Below are 15,901 nucleotides of genomic sequence, written 5' to 3' on the forward strand. Positions count from 1 at the left end.
ACTTTATTTATATTTTTTTTATAAATATACTTGAATTCTAGATAAAGTGATTATATAATTAATAATAAATAAATAAAGGGAAGATAAATTCTTTTTTATTTATTACATTAACCCAGCCCCAAGGGTTATGTGCATTTATTGTATGTCGAATTTTGTTGTAAACATAGTTTGTCATCAAAACACCTCTGGATTATCCAGAGGTGTTTTATTTTATCTCGTAAATTATGTTTAAATTTTGAGGAAGATTATTATATTGATTATAAATAATCCAACATTAGTATATAATGAAGATAGAATCTATAAATTGAAATTTATACTAGAGGGAGTTTTTATTCAATTTGAATTTAGTTGCATAGATATAATATCAGTTATTTTAAGTATCTTTGTATAGAAATATAACATACCTATAATAATAAGACTTATAGTGACTAGAGATAGATAAATATTTTATAAATTAATAATAGTAGCGAAAGGAAAAGATATATGAGTATAAGAGAGATTTTAATAAACTTTATGAAAGAACAAGCTTACAAACCTATGAGCATGAAAGAATTATCAAGAATATTTGGAATAAATAAGAGAGATTTTAATGATTTTGAAAAGCTTTTAGTTGAGATGGAAAAGGATGGAGAAATAATAAAAAATAGAGCAGAACTCTTTGGAATTCCGGAAAGGATGGGGATACTAAAAGGAACATTTGTATCTCATCAAAGAGGATTCGGATTTGTTATAACTGATGAAGAAAGACCAGACATCTTTATTCCAGCTAGCAATGTTAATACTGCTATGCATAATGATAGAGTACTAGTTAAAATACTAAAGGATGAAAATCATGGTAAAAAATGCGAAGGAGATATTGTTAGAATCCTTGAGAGAAAAAATAAAAGGATAGTTGGAGTTTATGAGGATAGTAGGAATTTTGGATTTGTAGTTCCCGATGATAAAAAGGTCTGCCAAGATATCTTTATTTCAAAGAGCAATAAAAATGGAGCTACAGGTGGTCAAATAGTAATAGTTGAAATTACAGTATGGCCAGAAAAAAGAAGAAATCCAGAAGGTAAAGTACTAGAGATATTAGGAAATAAAGGAGATAGAGGAATTGACATATTAACTATTATCAAAAAGCATAACCTTCCAGAGGAGTTCCCAAGAGAAGTAGAAAGTTTTGCAGAAAGAATACCAGAGGAATTTACACAAGAAGAAATAGAAAGAAGAAAAGATTTAAGAGATTTAAAGATGGTTACTATCGATGGTGAAGATGCTAAGGATTTAGATGATGCTGTTTCCATAGAGAAGTTGCCTAATGGAAACTATAAATTAGGAGTTCATATTGCGGATGTTTCTCATTATGTAAGAGAAAGCAATCCTCTGGATAAAGAAGCTTTTAATAGAGGAACTTCAGTTTACTTAATTGACAGAGTTATTCCGATGCTTCCTAGAAAGCTATCTAATGGTGTTTGTAGTTTAAATCCTAAAGTAGATAGATTAGCATTAAGTTGCTTTATGGAGATTAATGATAAAGGTAAAGTTTTAGATCATGAAGTGGCTGAAAGTATAATAAAAACCAATGAAAGAATGACATATACAGATGTAACAAAGATTCTAAGGGATAAGGACGAAGAATTAATTGAGAAATATAAATACTTACATGAAGATTTCTTACATATGGAGGAACTCTATAAGATATTAAATAAAAAGCGTTCTCAAAGGGGTGCTATAGACTTTGATTTTGAAGAATGTAAGATAATACTTGATGAAAAGGGAAAGCCAATAGATATAAAACCATATGAAAGAGCAGTAGCTAATAGAATAATAGAGGAATTCATGTTAGTTTGTAATGAGACTATAGCCGAACATTTCTTCTGGTTAAACGTACCTTTTGTATATAGAATACATGAAGATCCAGATGAAGAAAAACTAATGCAGTTCAGTGAATTTATTCATAATTTAGGGTATCATGTAAGATTTGGAGAAGAAATTCATCCGAGAATCCTTCAAAATGTGTTAGAGAAGGTGAAAGGTAAAAAAGAAGAGACTGTAGTTAGCACTTTATTATTAAGATCTATGATGAAGGCTAAATATTCTCAGGAATGCATAGGTCACTTTGGCCTTGCAGCTAAATATTATTGCCACTTTACATCTCCAATTAGAAGATATCCTGACTTAGTTATCCATAGAATAATAAAAGAGATAATTAATGGAGGAATTGAAGGGAAGAGAGAGAAGAGATTAAAAGCTTTTGTAGTAGAGGCATCTAAACAATCCTCAGATACAGAGAGAATTGCAACAGAGGCGGAAAGAGAAGTGGATGATCTAAAGAAAGCAGAATATATGGCTGACAGAATAGGTGAGGAATTCGAAGGAATAGTATCTTCTGTAACTAACTTTGGAATGTTTGTAGAGCTTCCAAATACTATAGAAGGATTAGTCCATATAAGTGAATTACATGATGATTATTATATATATGATGAAAGGCACCTATGCTTAATAGGAGAGAGAAGTAAGAACATTTATAGACTTGGAGATACCATTAAGGTTGTATGTTCAAAAGTAGATATAGATGCACACGAAATTTACTTCCAGGTAGTTAAAGAGGAAGAGTTGCCAGAAGAGTTTAAAGATATGCCTGAACTAGTTGTAGACTTAAATAAAATTAACATGGAAGATATCTTTTAATAAAGCATAGGATTATGTATAATGTAAATAAAGTGTGAAACACTTTATTTTAGGTAAAGATGCCGTAGGCATAGGTAAATACTCACTGTGTTCGTGGTAAGGCGTCACTTTGTGACGAGTAAGGAGCAACTGAAGGTTGCAGGAAAGGTGGAAAATCAGCAAAGCTGATTCTATATTTTAAAGCGACAAAGTCGCAATATAACTACTTTTGTTTATGCAAAATCCATCTTTACCTGTGAGTTTTGCGAACTCCTTACCTGTGCAAAAGGCACTCCTTCCCTGCGAACAAAGTGAGCCTCTTATCTGCAACCTACAGTTGCCCTTACCTAAATAAATTACTTCATAATTTATTTAAAGTAGGTGATTATATGGCAAAGAAGCTAGGAACTAAAACACTAGTAGAAAATAGAAAAGCAAGACATGATTATTTTATAGAAGAGGCTATGGAAGCTGGAATAGTTCTTGTGGGAACAGAAGTTAAGTCCATAAGAGGGGGAAAGGCCAATCTAAGAGACAGCTATGCAGATATTAAAAACGGAGAGGTCTACATTAGAAATATGCATATAAGCCCTTATGAGCAAGGAAATATATTTAATAAAGATCCATTAAGAGAAAGAAAGCTACTTCTTCATAAAATGGAGATTAATAAATTATTAGGGTATACCACTCAGCAAGGATATACGCTAGTACCTTTAAGTCTTTATTTAAAGGATGGAAAGGTTAAGGTTAATCTTGGGGTATGTAAAGGTAAAAAAGATTATGATAAGAGAGATGCTATGCTAGAAAAGGCAGCTAAGAGAGATATAGACAGAGAAATGAAAGAAAAGTATAGATAAATAAGGTAGAATGTGATTAGACTATAAAAATATACTATGTTAAGGAATTATAAAATTTCTCTTCCATAACTTACAATAAGAGTTTGAAACATGGACTTGATTTTGAAATTCTAATCCTTTGACCAGCTAAAATTTCCTAACGCTCGCATTCGACGTCCTGTCTCAGGCTCACTAGCTTGTTGTCCTAACAAGCTTACGAAAATTTTATCTGCTTCAAGGAAGAATTTCTAAAATAAAATACAAATAGTTTCTTCACTTCTTATTGCAAGTCATTACAGAGAAGTTTCATAACCTTAGTATAGAAATGCTTTTGTGGTCGAAGCCTTATATATGAGAAAAGTATTCATTAAATATGCATATCTTGTATTTATCTTTGTTTTAGTGTAATATAAGAATTGATTAAAGTATGAATACTTAAGTCAATTTACAGTTGTTCCATTAAACACCTAGTTGCATATTATAAATTAGTGTTATATAATGAAATAACTTTGATGCTTTAATTTTTATAATTTAAAGCTAAATAAAGCTGAAAAAACTGCGTTTTTTCTTCTAACATGGGGGCGTACTGGTTTCGACGGGGGTACGTGACACCTGGGAAGCGAGCGGAGGGAACTCATGGGCCCGCCTTAAAAAACTATGGGAAAAATATAAACGCAGAAGATAATTTCGCGTTAGCTGCTTAGTTCAGCTCGTTCTACCTTTGAGTCCCACGACTTAGGATAGGGCGTCAATTAGTGGGGAACCGAGTCTAGGAAAGCTTTGACTTAGAAACGGAATTTATGAAGCTACTGAAGTAAGAAGCCTGTCTTTAGGCGTCTTATAGAGGGAATGTAAAATTAAAGACTGCGCTCGGAGATGCTCAGTTGGGATGGCTTTCGGACAGGGGTTCGATTCCCCTCGCCTCCACCATGAAAACCTCCACAATACAGAAATGTGTTGTGGAGGTTTTATTTATATATAGAATTAGAAATAATGAACTTTATCATAAGTAAATGATTATTATCGTATAATAAAGATAAAAAAAGAGAAGAAATATGAGTAATAAAAAATATTTAAGATTTTTTATTGATTTGGAACTATAGTTTGATTACTATTAAAGTAGTATAAAAAAGCTAGGAGTATTTCTTATGAGTAAATTTAATTATACAATTACTGAGCTAAACAATAGAATATATAATCCGAATAATCTTGTAATCAAGAATCTACATGAAGAAAAACAAAACTCAGAATATGCTGGTGGTATATTCCAATTGAACCATAGAACAATCAGATTCAGAATGTCTAAAGTTACTCCTAATAAAGTTGGACAATTTGTTTCCTTTTGGGAGAAAGATGAAAATATGAAAAATCAAGCATTTTACTATGAATCAGCACCTGACTTATTAGTTATCACTTGTACTAAGGATAATAAACTCGGGCAATTCATTTTTCCTAAAAAAATACTTTTAGAAAAGAAAATATTGAGAACTTCTTTACAAAAAGGCAAGATGGCAATGAGAGTTTACCCTATTTGGGATACTCCAAGTAGTAATCAAGCTATAAAGACTCAAAAGTGGCAACTTCCATATTTTATAGATTTAAGTGATTCAGAAAAATTTCCTATAGATAAATTAATAAACCTATATTCATAGTTTTTATAAATAGATTTGAGAATCATCAACAGTTTCCTCAAGATCTTGAGGATATTATATTTGGTGATGAACCAACAGGAACTCTTAATTCAGGGGCAACAAAGGAAACTATGGATATTATTAATGAGGTCAATGCTGAAGGAAGCACAGTAATGATAGTTACACATGATGCAAAAGTTGCAGCCAGGGCAGAACGTGTAATTTTTTTATCTGATGGAAATATTACTGATGAAATTGTTCTGGGGAAATATGAAGAAAAAAGCTTTTCTGAAAGAGAAAATAAAATGACTTGATGGCTTGGAAAACAAGGGTTTTAAAGGACATGCTTCGCCTCCACCATTTATATGTACAATGAGAAGGTTAACTTCAACCTTCTCATCTTACACTAAAACAGATTCAACATAAGTGTTAATGATATTTTTTATGTCATCAACACTTTTATTCTTTAGTGCAGAAGCATTTTTAAATAAATATTCTTTTATTAGATTTTCATCAAGGTGCTTAGAATCTAACTTGAATTGTAGTTCTGTATTATTACTTGTTAATTTACTAGTTTATTTTGGCGGAACAAACAAAGTTAAAAATAATTAGAAAAAATGATTATACAGGATTTATAATACTTATATATTGAAGAATACGAACAAAGTGGTAGAATTGTTATAAAACTTAGTGCCAAAGGAGGAGCATTAAATGGAAATCGAATTAATTGATCTTATAGGACATTTTGCAAATACTGCTTTTCAAGTAGAAGGAGTATATAATTACAGCATCGAACCGGGGAGTTTCGGTAATGTAAGTACGTCACCATTTGCAGGATTTATCTTTCCATTGGGAGGGCAGGCGAATTTCATTTTTAATGGAACTCCGTACACAGCAGGCGTTGGAAATGTGATTCATGGTGGCGCAAATATGAGTTTGGGTAAGAGGGTAGTTGGTAAAAAAAAATGGGATTATATTTTGGTTCTCTACAGTGTCCGTAAGCCTGAACCAGAAGGATTTTCGCTAGAGGATGAACACTTTGAGCTTGTTATAGGACAAAGTCCTAGACTTGTTGAGTTGTTGCAACGATTATGGATAGTATCAAATCAACCTGGAGCAATTGCTAAATTCCAAACGGAAACCATATTTCGTTGCATATTGGATGAAGTTTTTATATGTGCACGTAACCAATCAAGTGGTGATGATCGCATATTATTTGAACAAGTATCAGATTACATTCACCAATACTATATGGACACACTTACTATTCGATCTCTTGCTGAATCACATGGGGTGAATGAGAATAGATTATTCTATGTGTTCTCAAAATATGCAGGAATGGGGGCAGGAGATTATCTTATGATTCACCGACTAAATCGTGCAAAGGAATTGTTGGTAACAGGTGATGCGCCTGTAATGGCCATAGCGAAAAGTGTGGGATATCATGATCAATATCATTTTAGCAAGAGATTTAAAAGGCAATTTGGTATTTCACCAAGCAACTTTCGGGATAAGTTCAAATATAAAGGGTGATACTTTTAGTCTATTTTCCATTTTGATAGAATTAAATCATGATATATTACTTTCATACATAAATACATAAAAGGAAGTTTTTAGATTCTTATTATTTAAGGATTTAAGAACTTTTTTTACAGCTTTTAAAGCGCATTTACAATTTCATTATTGAAGCTACTCTTTAGAAGAAATTCAGGAATAATGCATTATGAATTCAGTAATCATACATTTTCATATGATTTTTTATTTGCTATATTAGTTATAGTTCAGTTAGTCATAGCTAACTTAGTTAATATGATCGCGATTATATATTATTTAAATTATTATGTAGGAGGAATAAAAATGAAAAAGTTTATGGGAATATTTGTCTCACTTATATTAATCATAGGTATGCTATCTGGTTGCAGCGGAACCCATAATGAGGATAGTGCAAGCAAATCAGATAATATCTCCACGAAACAAATAGAAGATAATAAAAAGTCAGAGTGGCCGAGGACTATAAAAGATGCAACAGGAAAAGAGATTAAGTTTGATAAAAAACCTGAGAAGGTAGCAATTCTTCATGCGGCGTTCTTGGATTATTTTTTTGCTTTGGAAGCACCACCAACTGCTTCTGCTGGAGCAACAGTTGGTAACGCAATGAAGGCTTTAGATGAATTTGAAACCCTTAAGCCATATGCAGGTACTGCTAATGTTATGGATTTAGGTAGTGCTAGAGATTTGAATTTAGAGGCGATTCTTAATTCAAAGCCAGATGTAATTGTGACATTTAAAGGTCATGTAGATAAAATTTATGATAATTTGGTTAAAATAGCTCCTGTAGTTCAGATAGATTTTAAAGATTCTTGGCAAAATAAAACTATGCAATGTGCAGAACTTGTTGGAAAAGAGGATTTGGCCACTAAAATTATAAATGAAACTGAGAAGGAAATCAAAACAACCAGAGAGATTTTAGAAAATCATAAAGACAAAACAGTTGCTTTACTTAGGGTCGATGGAAAGGGAAATTTTGTTGCCCTTGGTTCAAGTAATACTATTTATTACAACGAAAACAATGGCTTTAACTTGTCAATACCAAATGGCTATCCTGAGAATAGTGAGATTATTTCCTTAGAAGCCTTATCCCAGATGAATCCAGATTATATTATATTTAGACATTTTCCACAGATTGTTAATTCCACAATCGAAAAACAAAAATCTTCTCCTGTATGGCAATCACTTAATGCAGTAAAGAACAATAATATTTTATTTTTCGATGATTCTCTAAATAGTGAAAGTGCACTGGCATTACAGATAGCAGCTAAGAATTTAACAAAATCCATATCAAAATAACTTTTCATGGCAAACTATATTCAATCTAAATGGAAATTGACCATTGGTTTGGCATAATAATAGTTTACGGTAATAAGGAGGTAGTAATTAGATGAAGAAGCCAATGAAAAAGGTAAGCGAGGTACAGGTAAAAAAAAATAATATATGGAAAATGTGGTTGATTGTATTTGGGGGATCAGGACTACTTGCTTTTATTATGGTCTTGTCTATAACTAAGGGAACAGTCAATATTCCATTATCTTTCCTGTGGGATGCTTTATTTCATTTTAATGGAGAAGAAATGAGTCATCTTGTTATAGTCAATCTCCGTATTCCTCGTGTTATAGCAAGTGCTTTAGTTGGTGCATCTCTTGCTGTTGCAGGAGCCATTATGCAAGGAACTACAGGAAATCCTCTGGCTGATTCAGGTTTGCTGGGGCTTAATGCAGGGGCGGCCTTTGCTCTTTCCATCTGCTTTGCCTTCTTTCCTGGAATGAGATATACGCAGATTATCTTATTTTCTTTTTTAGGAGCAGCTTTTGGAGCTGGATTAGTTAATGGAATTGCTTCTATGGGAAGAGGTGAACAAACGCCTATTCGTCTTGTATTAGCAGGTGCAGCTGTCAGTACACTGTTGGTAGCCCTCAGCCAGGGAATTGCCCTTTATTTTAATGTGGCCCAAAGCATCATGTTTTGGACTGTTGGTGGTGTTGCTGGTTCCAATTGGGAACAAGTTAGGATAATGTCACCTTGGATAATAGTGGGATTGATAGGAGCGGTTGCACTATCACCTTCCATTTCTATCTTAAGTTTAGGCCAGGATGTTGCAAAGGGATTGGGAACAAATATAAGGGTGGTAAATGCACTCTCTTCGATTATAGTTCTTATATTGGTAGGAGCCTCTGTGTCAGTGGTAGGTGCAGTTGGATTTGTGGGACTGATTGTTCCTCATATTGCACGTTTTTTTGTTGGGATGGACTATAGATTAATTATTCCGTCTACAGCTGTACTGGGAGCTTTGTTGGTTGTATTGGCTGACCTAGGGGCGAGAGCCTTAAACCCTCCTTTTGAAACACCCATAGGAGCTGTAATTTCTCTCATCGGTGTGCCATTATTCCTAAACTTGGCTCGCAAGCAAAGGAGTGCAATGTAATGAAAGAACAACAACAAATAATTGAAGCATATAAACGTAAGGTAGCTATTCGTAATACATCAATTATAATCGTATGTGTTGTATTACTGGTAATTTCTTTAATTGTCAGTATGGATGCAGGATATATTAGAATGTCTCCACTTGATGTTTTAAGGACTTTATTTGGGGAAGGTACGGAGAAAGAAAAGTTGATTCTATTTGATTTTAGGCTTCCTCGTATAATTGTGTCAATGTTGGTAGGAGGAGGCCTTGCTCTATCAGGATGCATAATACAGAGTGTATCTAAAAACCCTCTAGCTGATCCCGGTCTTTTGGGAATTAATGCGGGCGCCAGTTTAATGGTGATTTTGTATGTACTGATTTTTAGTGCAGAATCTTTCTTATCTGTGTTTACACTGCCTTTTTTAGCGTTAATAGGGGCGGGTGGTACGGCAATTATAGTCTATCTTTTTTCTTACAAGCCAAATGAGGGCATTTCAACTATGCGACTTATTTTGACAGGTGTGGCAGTACAGGCAGGAGTTTCGGCATTAACAACCTTACTGGTGGTGAAGCTGGATGATACACAGTATAACTTTGTTGTTGCTTGGCAAGCGGGAAGTATTTGGGGTTCGAACTGGAAATTTGTGCTAACATTACTTCCTTGGTTATTGGTATTGATTCCTTATATACTAACAAAAGCTTCTGTTATGGATATACTGAATCTTAGCGATGATATATCCTATAGTCTTGGTGCTTCAGTAGAAAAAGAGCGTCGTAGACTGCTTGCTGCAGCCGTAGCTCTTGCAGCTTCATGTGTAGCGGTTAGCGGAAGTATTAGTTTTGTGGGGCTTATAGCACCCCATTTGTCAAGACGACTTGTTGGCCCACGTCACCGTGTACTTCTATTGACTAGTACACTGGTTGGTGCTGTATTAGTATCTATTGCAGATACTATTGGACGTGTTATCATTCAACCTTCTGAGATTCCAACAGGAATTGTAGTAGCTATTATCGGAGCACCATATTTTCTTTATCTTCTTTCTAATAGTAAGAGATAAAGATAGTGTAATTAACGGAAAGCCATGTAAAATTAGAAATATTTTAATGGTATTAAATGCACCTGTAGTAAACAAAGCTTGTAAAAATTTAAATTTCAACAGTAGATAAAGGTATAGTTAATAGATTTGCTATTAACAAACTATGTATTTAATATAAGGAGTAAGGACTTATGAACAGTATTGCAACAAAAAACTTAGCCATAGCTTATGATGAAAAACTCATAGTGGATGATTTAAATATGAATATACCGAAAGGTAAGATAACTACCATAATTGGACCAAACGGTTGTGGAAAATCAACTGTACTGAAGACTGTAGGACGTATTCTAAAGCCTAAAGAAGGCATGGTGTACTTAAATGGTGATGATATTAGAAGTCTTTCCACTAAGGAGGTGGCACAAAAGATGGCCATATTACCTCAATCTCCTCAAGCACAAGGAGGGCTTACCGTTGGTGAGATTGTATCCTACGGCCGATTTCCACATCAGAGGGGGTTTGGTAAACTGTCCCCTGAGGATAAGAAAATAATTGCATGGGCATTAGAGATTACCAAGCTAACTGAATTTGAGACTACAATGGTGGACAACCTTTCTGGTGGACAGCGTCAGAGAGTATGGATTGCAATGGCACTGGCCCAGCAGACTGATTTGATATTGCTAGATGAGCCTACTACCTATTTGGATATGGCATATCAGTTAGAGGTGTTGGAGCTTTTATACAACCTGAATCGGGAACAAAGTTGTACAATCGTCATGGTGCTCCATGATTTGAATTTAGCGGCACGTTTTGCCGACTATATGATAGCAATACGCAGTGGAGATATTATAAGTCATGGAACTCCAAAAGAGATTATGACCACAAAGGTCTTAAAGGATACCTTCCACATTGATGCAGAGATTGTGTGGGGAGCTAAAACAGGTCGTCCCACATGTATTTCCTATGAACTGATTAAGTAGTAGAAATAATATTAAAAGGAGATGATTATATGAAGAAACTTGCTATTTATGGAAAGGGAGGTATTGGTAAGTCCACTACAGTATCCAATGTAGCTGCAGCCATGGCAGAAATGGGACTAACAGTAATGCAGATTGGATGTGATCCTAAGGCGGACTCCACTCGTAATCTAACCGGCGGTAAAAATATTCCCACAGTATTGGATACTTTGAGAGAAAATGGGGATATCCAGTTAGATGATCTTGTATTTAAAAGTAGTACTGGAGTCTTGTGCGTAGAATCAGGAGGACCGGTTCCAGGGGTAGGCTGTGCCGGCCGAGGAATAATCACAGCTTTTGAAAAACTGGAAGAATTAGATGCATATGAAGTGTATCAACCAGATGTTATCCTCTATGATGTATTAGGTGATGTGGTATGCGGTGGTTTTGCTATGCCCATTAGAGGAGGATATGCTGACGAGGTGTGCATAGTGACCTCAGGGGAAATGATGTCACTTTACGCAGCTACAAATATAGCACATGCGGTTAAAAGTTTTGGTAAGCGTGGATATGCATCTCTACGAGGATTGATACTAAACTCTAAAAAAATTGAAAATGAACAAGAATTAGTTAGAAAAGTTGCAGAGGAAATTGAAACTCCAATAATTCATTGCATGGCACGAGATCCTTATGTACAGAAGGCTGAAGCTTTAGGAAAAACTGTAGTTGAAGCCTTCCCTGAATGTGAGATGACAAAGCAATACCGTAATTTGGCAAAGATTCTATTGGAGGGAGGAAAGTGATAATGAAGGAATTAAAACATCTAAAACCCTTATCTTCAGTTAAGACAAATGCCGGTGTAAAGTTTCTGACTCCAGCAGCTTTCCCGGGGAATCACTGTCCCATGCATACTGCATTGGCACTTACTTCAAAAGTTAAGGGAATGTCTACATTGGTTGTAGGTACACCGGAATGTGGAACCTATAGTCGTAATGTTATTTCCCATAGTAAAAGCCAAGAAGATGAGTTACATTGGATGTATATTTTAGATTCAAACGAGGTTGTATTTGGATGTCGTAAAGGGTTGATTGAAACTATCAGAGAAATGGATAAGTCCGGTGCAAAGGCTATTATGATAATTTTAACTTGTGTTCCGGAGGTGATTGGAGAAGACATAGAGGCCATTGTACACGAGCTACAACCTGAAGTTTCAGCTCTATTGACATTTGTATTAATGGCACATTTTAAATGTAATAGTTATCCTTCAGGTTATTGGAAAACTTTAGTAGCATTTGGAGGCTTAATGAAGATGGGAAAAACAAGTGCTGATACAATCAATATTCTTGGCCGTAGTCCGGGAGAAGAGCATGTTCCTATGCCTGAATTATTAACAGCATTGGAGAAAAGAGGATTTTACCTTAGAATGCTCGCTCCAAAATCTGAGGTTGAGGATTTTATTGTTTCACCGGATGCAGCGCTTAATATTGTGCTTTCACCTTTCATGAATCCTTTGGCTGAAATGATGTGGGAGAAGTTTCAAGTTCCATTTATAAGTTTTCATGAAGCTTATGATGTATTTGAAATTGATAGTCTCTATGAAACTGTGGCAAAATTATTGAAAATCAGGTTTAACCATGAATTTGATGAATCAAGAAAAAAAGCTATTGCATTGCAGAATCAGGTAGAAGATGTGTTTAAAGGAAAAAGTTATATTTTGACTCACATCGGTGCCATGATGCCTTTGCCCCTTGTCTCATATCTAACTAAATTTGAAATGAAACCTATGCTTTTACATATGGATGAATTTTATCCCGATGATAGAAAATGGGCAAAAGCTATTAAAAAGCAAGGTTATGATCCTATGATTTGTCATATGGTAAATGATAATGCGGACATAGACCTTTTGGAGCGTATTAGGGCAGAATTTTCTTTAGGAGAACTTTTAAAGGAGTCAGCTTCAATTCCTTGTGCCTCATACTTGAAGGATTTGTATGGACAAATGGGTTATGAAAGAACAGTAGTTTTATTAACTAGGATGCTAAAGGCATATGAAAAAGTAACTGTGCAGGAAATAAGGAGGAATAGCCATGGGAATTCATAGATTCAAACCGCCAATGTCAGGTAGAATGGGAACATTATGGACTCTCGCTTCAATTCGTGATGCCGCTTTGATTGAATATGGATGTATGGGACACATGCAGTATGGACGAATGTTTTTAAATCAAGCTGGGATATCTGAAGGGTGCAAACTATATTCTACTCACATTGATGAAACAGATATTTCATTAGGAGATACTAACAGACTTAATCGTGCTATTGCTCAAATTGTAGAGAGAGATAAGCCTAAAATTATTTTTTTACTGCCATCTTCAGTTCCAACGGTTATTGGGACCGACCTAGTGGCTATATGTGAGGAATTACAACCGGAATATCCTGATGTTCCTTTGCTTCCATTTGGATATGGAGGCTTTGACACAGATGGACACCGCGGTGTTCAGGAAGCACTTTTGCTTCTTACAAAAACATTACCAAAGGATATAGAAAAAACACAAGAGCCTACCTTTAATATAATTGGTTCTTGTGCTGATTTATTTCGCTTTCATGCAGATGCAGAAGAACTTATCCGCATAATGAAGGGTGCCTTTGGTATGAAGAAACTTTGTGTTATGACCTCTGATACGTCTGTGGAGCAAATTGAGAACATGGGTGGTGCACATATTAATTTAGTAATACGACGAGAGGGCGAGGCTGCTGCAAAACAATTGAAGGAGCGATTTGGAACACCGTATTTATTGGCTAGACCTTACGGAATTCAGGGGACTCTTCAATGGATAGATAAGATAGCGGAAATTTCCGGATTAACTCCAGATAATAGCTTTATAAAATTAGAAAAAGAAAAAATCATGAGTCAAATTTCACCCGCAATTCATATCTTTAAACATATAATACGAGGACATTCTGATGAATCAAGAATTTCATTAGGAGGTCATGCAGATGTGGTAAAAGGTATTCTTTCTTATGCAGAAAAGGAATTATCCTTAATTAGAGGAGTTTGTTGGTGTGACTGTCCAAATATGACAAGTGAAGAAATTCCTTATTTCTCGGAAACTGAATGGATGCAGGCTATAGTATCGCAGAAAAAGGGACTTCTAATGGCAAGTGGAGAAGCTTTGAAATGGTCAAAACGAAATATAGAGCTTCAAATATCTAATCCTGATATAAAATGGAGATTAAATCCTTATGAATCTCCTTTTATTGGGTTTCGTGGAGCCATAAATTTAGTTAACTTATGGCTAAATGGGATTTTAGAGCAAATAAATGATTAGATATATATAATATTATTTTTCTAAAAATTATGACACTAGATTATTCGAACTAGTGTTATAATTTTAATATATCACGTCAATTAAATGGTATATATTTGTTAAGTATTAATATAAATCGAAAATATCCTTTAATAGTTATGGTATAAAAAGTTAAAGGGGTGTATAAGAATGAAAGCAGCTTTTCTAATAATTGATATGCAAAAGGGATGTTACGACTTTTGTAAATGTCAAAGAGAATTTGATGAGGCAGTAGAGTATATAAATGAAACAGCACGCATGTTTAGGGAAAAAGAATTGCCTGTTGTTAGAGTATTGGATATAGAAGTGGGAGAAGGGCCTGGTTCTGAGAAGTTTGAATTTGTTGATTCTATTATTGCTAGTACAAATGATATTGTTATACATAAAGAGTATAATAATGCTTTTTTTAAGACAAAGCTTCATGATAAGCTTCAAGAGCTTGGGGTTGAATTTGTTGTCATAAGTGGATTTGCAGCAGAATATTGTGTATTATTTTCTTATAATGGAGCAAAAGAAATGGGATATGGTGTATCATTACTTCAAAATGGTATTGCAGGTGTTGAATATGAAGAAGTGAAAAAAATGCAACTCTTAAGACCAGTAGTTAGTATTGAGGCATTAGAATATTTATTAAAATAAAATATTATTTTATAACGAATCAGAATTAGATATATTTGAGAATGTTCCAGAAATAATAAGTAGAATTAGTGTAATATCACCATTTACATGGTTATTAAGAAACAATAAATAGAGAATGTGAAAGTTTTTCTGTAAATAGCTTTCTATGATAATTTTATTTTATCATAGAAAGCTTTTATTATTTATTTTAGTTTCAATTTTAAAAGATACCGATCTTGCTTTTCTAATATTAGCCACTGTTATTTGAAAAAATGGTGAGACTTCTTCAATATTTTTTTAAGCATCATAAATAATTAGATTTTAGTGATAAATCACATTGACTATGATGAAAAATATAGCTTAACATAGATAAAAGTGGTAATGTATTAGTTATATATAAATTGAACAAAAAAGAGGAATAAAAGAGGGGGAACATATGAAGACAATAGAAGTAGTAGCGGCAATAATAAAACAGGATGATAGAATATTTATTACACGTAGAGGATATGGTGACTTTGTTGATATGTGGGAATTTCCTGGAGGGAAAATAGAGATTGGTGAAACCAAAGAAGAAGCACTTATTCGTGAGATAAAGGAAGAATTAGAATTAGATATAAATATATCAGATTTTTTAACAACAATAGATTATGATTATACAAAATTTCATCTTACTATGCATTGCTTTATTTGCCAAATTTCTGGTGGGAAATTAAACCTAAATGCTCATAATGATGCTAAGTGGATTACCTTTGATGAATTAGATAATCAAAAGTGGATTCCAGCAGATGTTTTAGTTATTGATGCTTTGAAGAATATGTAAGAAAAGGACTTAGCAAATTAGTATAGTTTGCAAGTCCTTTTAATTT

14 protein-coding genes and 1 other RNA gene are annotated in these 15,901 nt (G+C 34.0%); all 15 read left to right on the forward strand.

The window, feature by feature from the left end:
- Positions 1-483 precede the first annotated feature (483 nt).
- The 15 genes from rnr to mutT all read left to right on the forward strand — a co-directional run bounded on the left by rnr (position 484) and on the right by mutT (position 15,855).
- Complete coding sequence (rnr, locus tag ACI48Q_RS14655) at positions 484-2,676, forward strand: ribonuclease R (protein WP_474919860.1); 2,193 nt, start codon at positions 484-486, stop codon at positions 2,674-2,676.
- Between the two features lie 368 nt (positions 2,677-3,044).
- Complete coding sequence (gene smpB, locus ACI48Q_RS14660; RefSeq protein WP_474919861.1) at positions 3,045-3,512, forward strand: SsrA-binding protein SmpB; 468 nt, start codon at positions 3,045-3,047, stop codon at positions 3,510-3,512.
- A gap of 556 nt (positions 3,513-4,068) precedes the next feature.
- Positions 4,069-4,421: a transfer-messenger RNA gene (gene ssrA / locus ACI48Q_RS14665) on the forward strand.
- Between the two features lie 218 nt (positions 4,422-4,639).
- Positions 4,640-5,143 carry a MepB family protein gene (locus ACI48Q_RS14670; RefSeq protein ID WP_474919862.1) on the forward strand — a complete coding sequence of 168 codons (504 nt, stop codon included), beginning with the start codon at positions 4,640-4,642 and terminating at the stop codon, positions 5,141-5,143.
- Positions 5,144-5,253: 110 nt separating this feature from the next.
- Positions 5,254-5,436: a hypothetical protein gene (locus tag ACI48Q_RS14675; protein WP_474919863.1), complete on the forward strand. Its 183-nt coding sequence runs from the start codon at positions 5,254-5,256 to the stop codon at positions 5,434-5,436.
- A 397-nt stretch (positions 5,437-5,833) separates the two neighbouring features.
- Complete coding sequence (locus tag ACI48Q_RS14680) at positions 5,834-6,655, forward strand: helix-turn-helix domain-containing protein (RefSeq protein ID WP_474919864.1); 822 nt, start codon at positions 5,834-5,836, stop codon at positions 6,653-6,655.
- A 324-nt stretch (positions 6,656-6,979) separates the two neighbouring features.
- Positions 6,980-7,969, forward strand: coding sequence for an ABC transporter substrate-binding protein (locus ACI48Q_RS14685; protein ID WP_474919865.1), 990 nt, complete (start codon positions 6,980-6,982; stop codon positions 7,967-7,969).
- Positions 7,970-8,060: 91 nt separating this feature from the next.
- Positions 8,061-9,101, forward strand: coding sequence for a FecCD family ABC transporter permease (locus ACI48Q_RS14690; protein ID WP_474919866.1), 1,041 nt, complete (start codon positions 8,061-8,063; stop codon positions 9,099-9,101).
- Positions 9,101-10,141, forward strand: coding sequence for a FecCD family ABC transporter permease (locus ACI48Q_RS14695; protein ID WP_474919867.1), 1,041 nt, complete (start codon positions 9,101-9,103; stop codon positions 10,139-10,141). The genes ACI48Q_RS14690 and ACI48Q_RS14695 overlap by 1 nt, the downstream gene beginning before the upstream one ends.
- Positions 10,142-10,311: 170 nt before the next feature.
- Complete coding sequence (locus tag ACI48Q_RS14700) at positions 10,312-11,097, forward strand: ABC transporter ATP-binding protein (protein ID WP_474919868.1); 786 nt, start codon at positions 10,312-10,314, stop codon at positions 11,095-11,097.
- 29 nt (positions 11,098-11,126) lie between these two features.
- Entirely contained in the window at positions 11,127-11,876 is a 750-nt protein-coding gene (locus ACI48Q_RS14705; RefSeq protein ID WP_474919869.1) for a nucleotide-binding protein, read from the forward strand.
- A 2-nt stretch (positions 11,877-11,878) separates the two neighbouring features.
- Positions 11,879-13,174: a nitrogenase component 1 gene (locus ACI48Q_RS14710; protein WP_474919870.1), complete on the forward strand. Its 1,296-nt coding sequence runs from the start codon at positions 11,879-11,881 to the stop codon at positions 13,172-13,174.
- On the forward strand, positions 13,161-14,399 hold the full coding sequence (locus tag ACI48Q_RS14715; RefSeq protein WP_474919871.1) for a nitrogenase component 1: 1,239 nt from the start codon (positions 13,161-13,163) through the stop codon (positions 14,397-14,399). Before ACI48Q_RS14710 ends, ACI48Q_RS14715 begins: the two co-directional genes overlap by 14 nt.
- A 168-nt stretch (positions 14,400-14,567) precedes the next feature.
- On the forward strand, positions 14,568-15,056 hold the full coding sequence (locus ACI48Q_RS14720) for a cysteine hydrolase family protein (RefSeq protein WP_474919872.1): 489 nt from the start codon (positions 14,568-14,570) through the stop codon (positions 15,054-15,056).
- Positions 15,057-15,471: 415 nt separating this feature from the next.
- Positions 15,472-15,855, forward strand: coding sequence for an 8-oxo-dGTP diphosphatase MutT (gene mutT, locus ACI48Q_RS14725; RefSeq protein ID WP_474919873.1), 384 nt, complete (start codon positions 15,472-15,474; stop codon positions 15,853-15,855).
- The last annotated feature ends 46 nt before the right edge of the window (positions 15,856-15,901 follow it).

It is taken from the genome of Clostridium sp. LXY-7 (genome assembly GCF_056172015.1).

Excerpts from the sequence above, each read along its gene's own strand:
- ACI48Q_RS14685 (WP_474919865.1), top strand. The coding sequence starts at position 6,980 with ATGAAAAAGTTTATGGGAATATTTGTCTCACTTATATTAATCATAGGT.
- ACI48Q_RS14690 (WP_474919866.1), top strand. The coding sequence starts at position 8,061 with ATGAAGAAGCCAATGAAAAAGGTAAGCGAGGTACAGGTAAAAAAAAAT.
- ACI48Q_RS14710 (WP_474919870.1), top strand. The coding sequence starts at position 11,879 with ATGAAGGAATTAAAACATCTAAAACCCTTATCTTCAGTTAAGACAAAT.
- ACI48Q_RS14670 (WP_474919862.1), top strand. The coding sequence starts at position 4,640 with ATGAGTAAATTTAATTATACAATTACTGAGCTAAACAATAGAATATAT.
- mutT (WP_474919873.1), top strand. The coding sequence starts at position 15,472 with ATGAAGACAATAGAAGTAGTAGCGGCAATAATAAAACAGGATGATAGA.
- ACI48Q_RS14675 (WP_474919863.1), top strand. The coding sequence starts at position 5,254 with ATGGATATTATTAATGAGGTCAATGCTGAAGGAAGCACAGTAATGATA.
- ACI48Q_RS14715 (WP_474919871.1), top strand. The coding sequence starts at position 13,161 with ATGGGAATTCATAGATTCAAACCGCCAATGTCAGGTAGAATGGGAACA.
- ACI48Q_RS14720 (WP_474919872.1), top strand. The coding sequence starts at position 14,568 with ATGAAAGCAGCTTTTCTAATAATTGATATGCAAAAGGGATGTTACGAC.
- smpB (WP_474919861.1), top strand. The coding sequence starts at position 3,045 with ATGGCAAAGAAGCTAGGAACTAAAACACTAGTAGAAAATAGAAAAGCA.
- ACI48Q_RS14680 (WP_474919864.1), top strand. The coding sequence starts at position 5,834 with ATGGAAATCGAATTAATTGATCTTATAGGACATTTTGCAAATACTGCT.
- ACI48Q_RS14705 (WP_474919869.1), top strand. The coding sequence starts at position 11,127 with ATGAAGAAACTTGCTATTTATGGAAAGGGAGGTATTGGTAAGTCCACT.
- ACI48Q_RS14700 (WP_474919868.1), top strand. The coding sequence starts at position 10,312 with ATGAACAGTATTGCAACAAAAAACTTAGCCATAGCTTATGATGAAAAA.
- rnr (WP_474919860.1), top strand. The coding sequence starts at position 484 with ATGAGTATAAGAGAGATTTTAATAAACTTTATGAAAGAACAAGCTTAC.
- ACI48Q_RS14695 (WP_474919867.1), top strand. The coding sequence starts at position 9,101 with ATGAAAGAACAACAACAAATAATTGAAGCATATAAACGTAAGGTAGCT.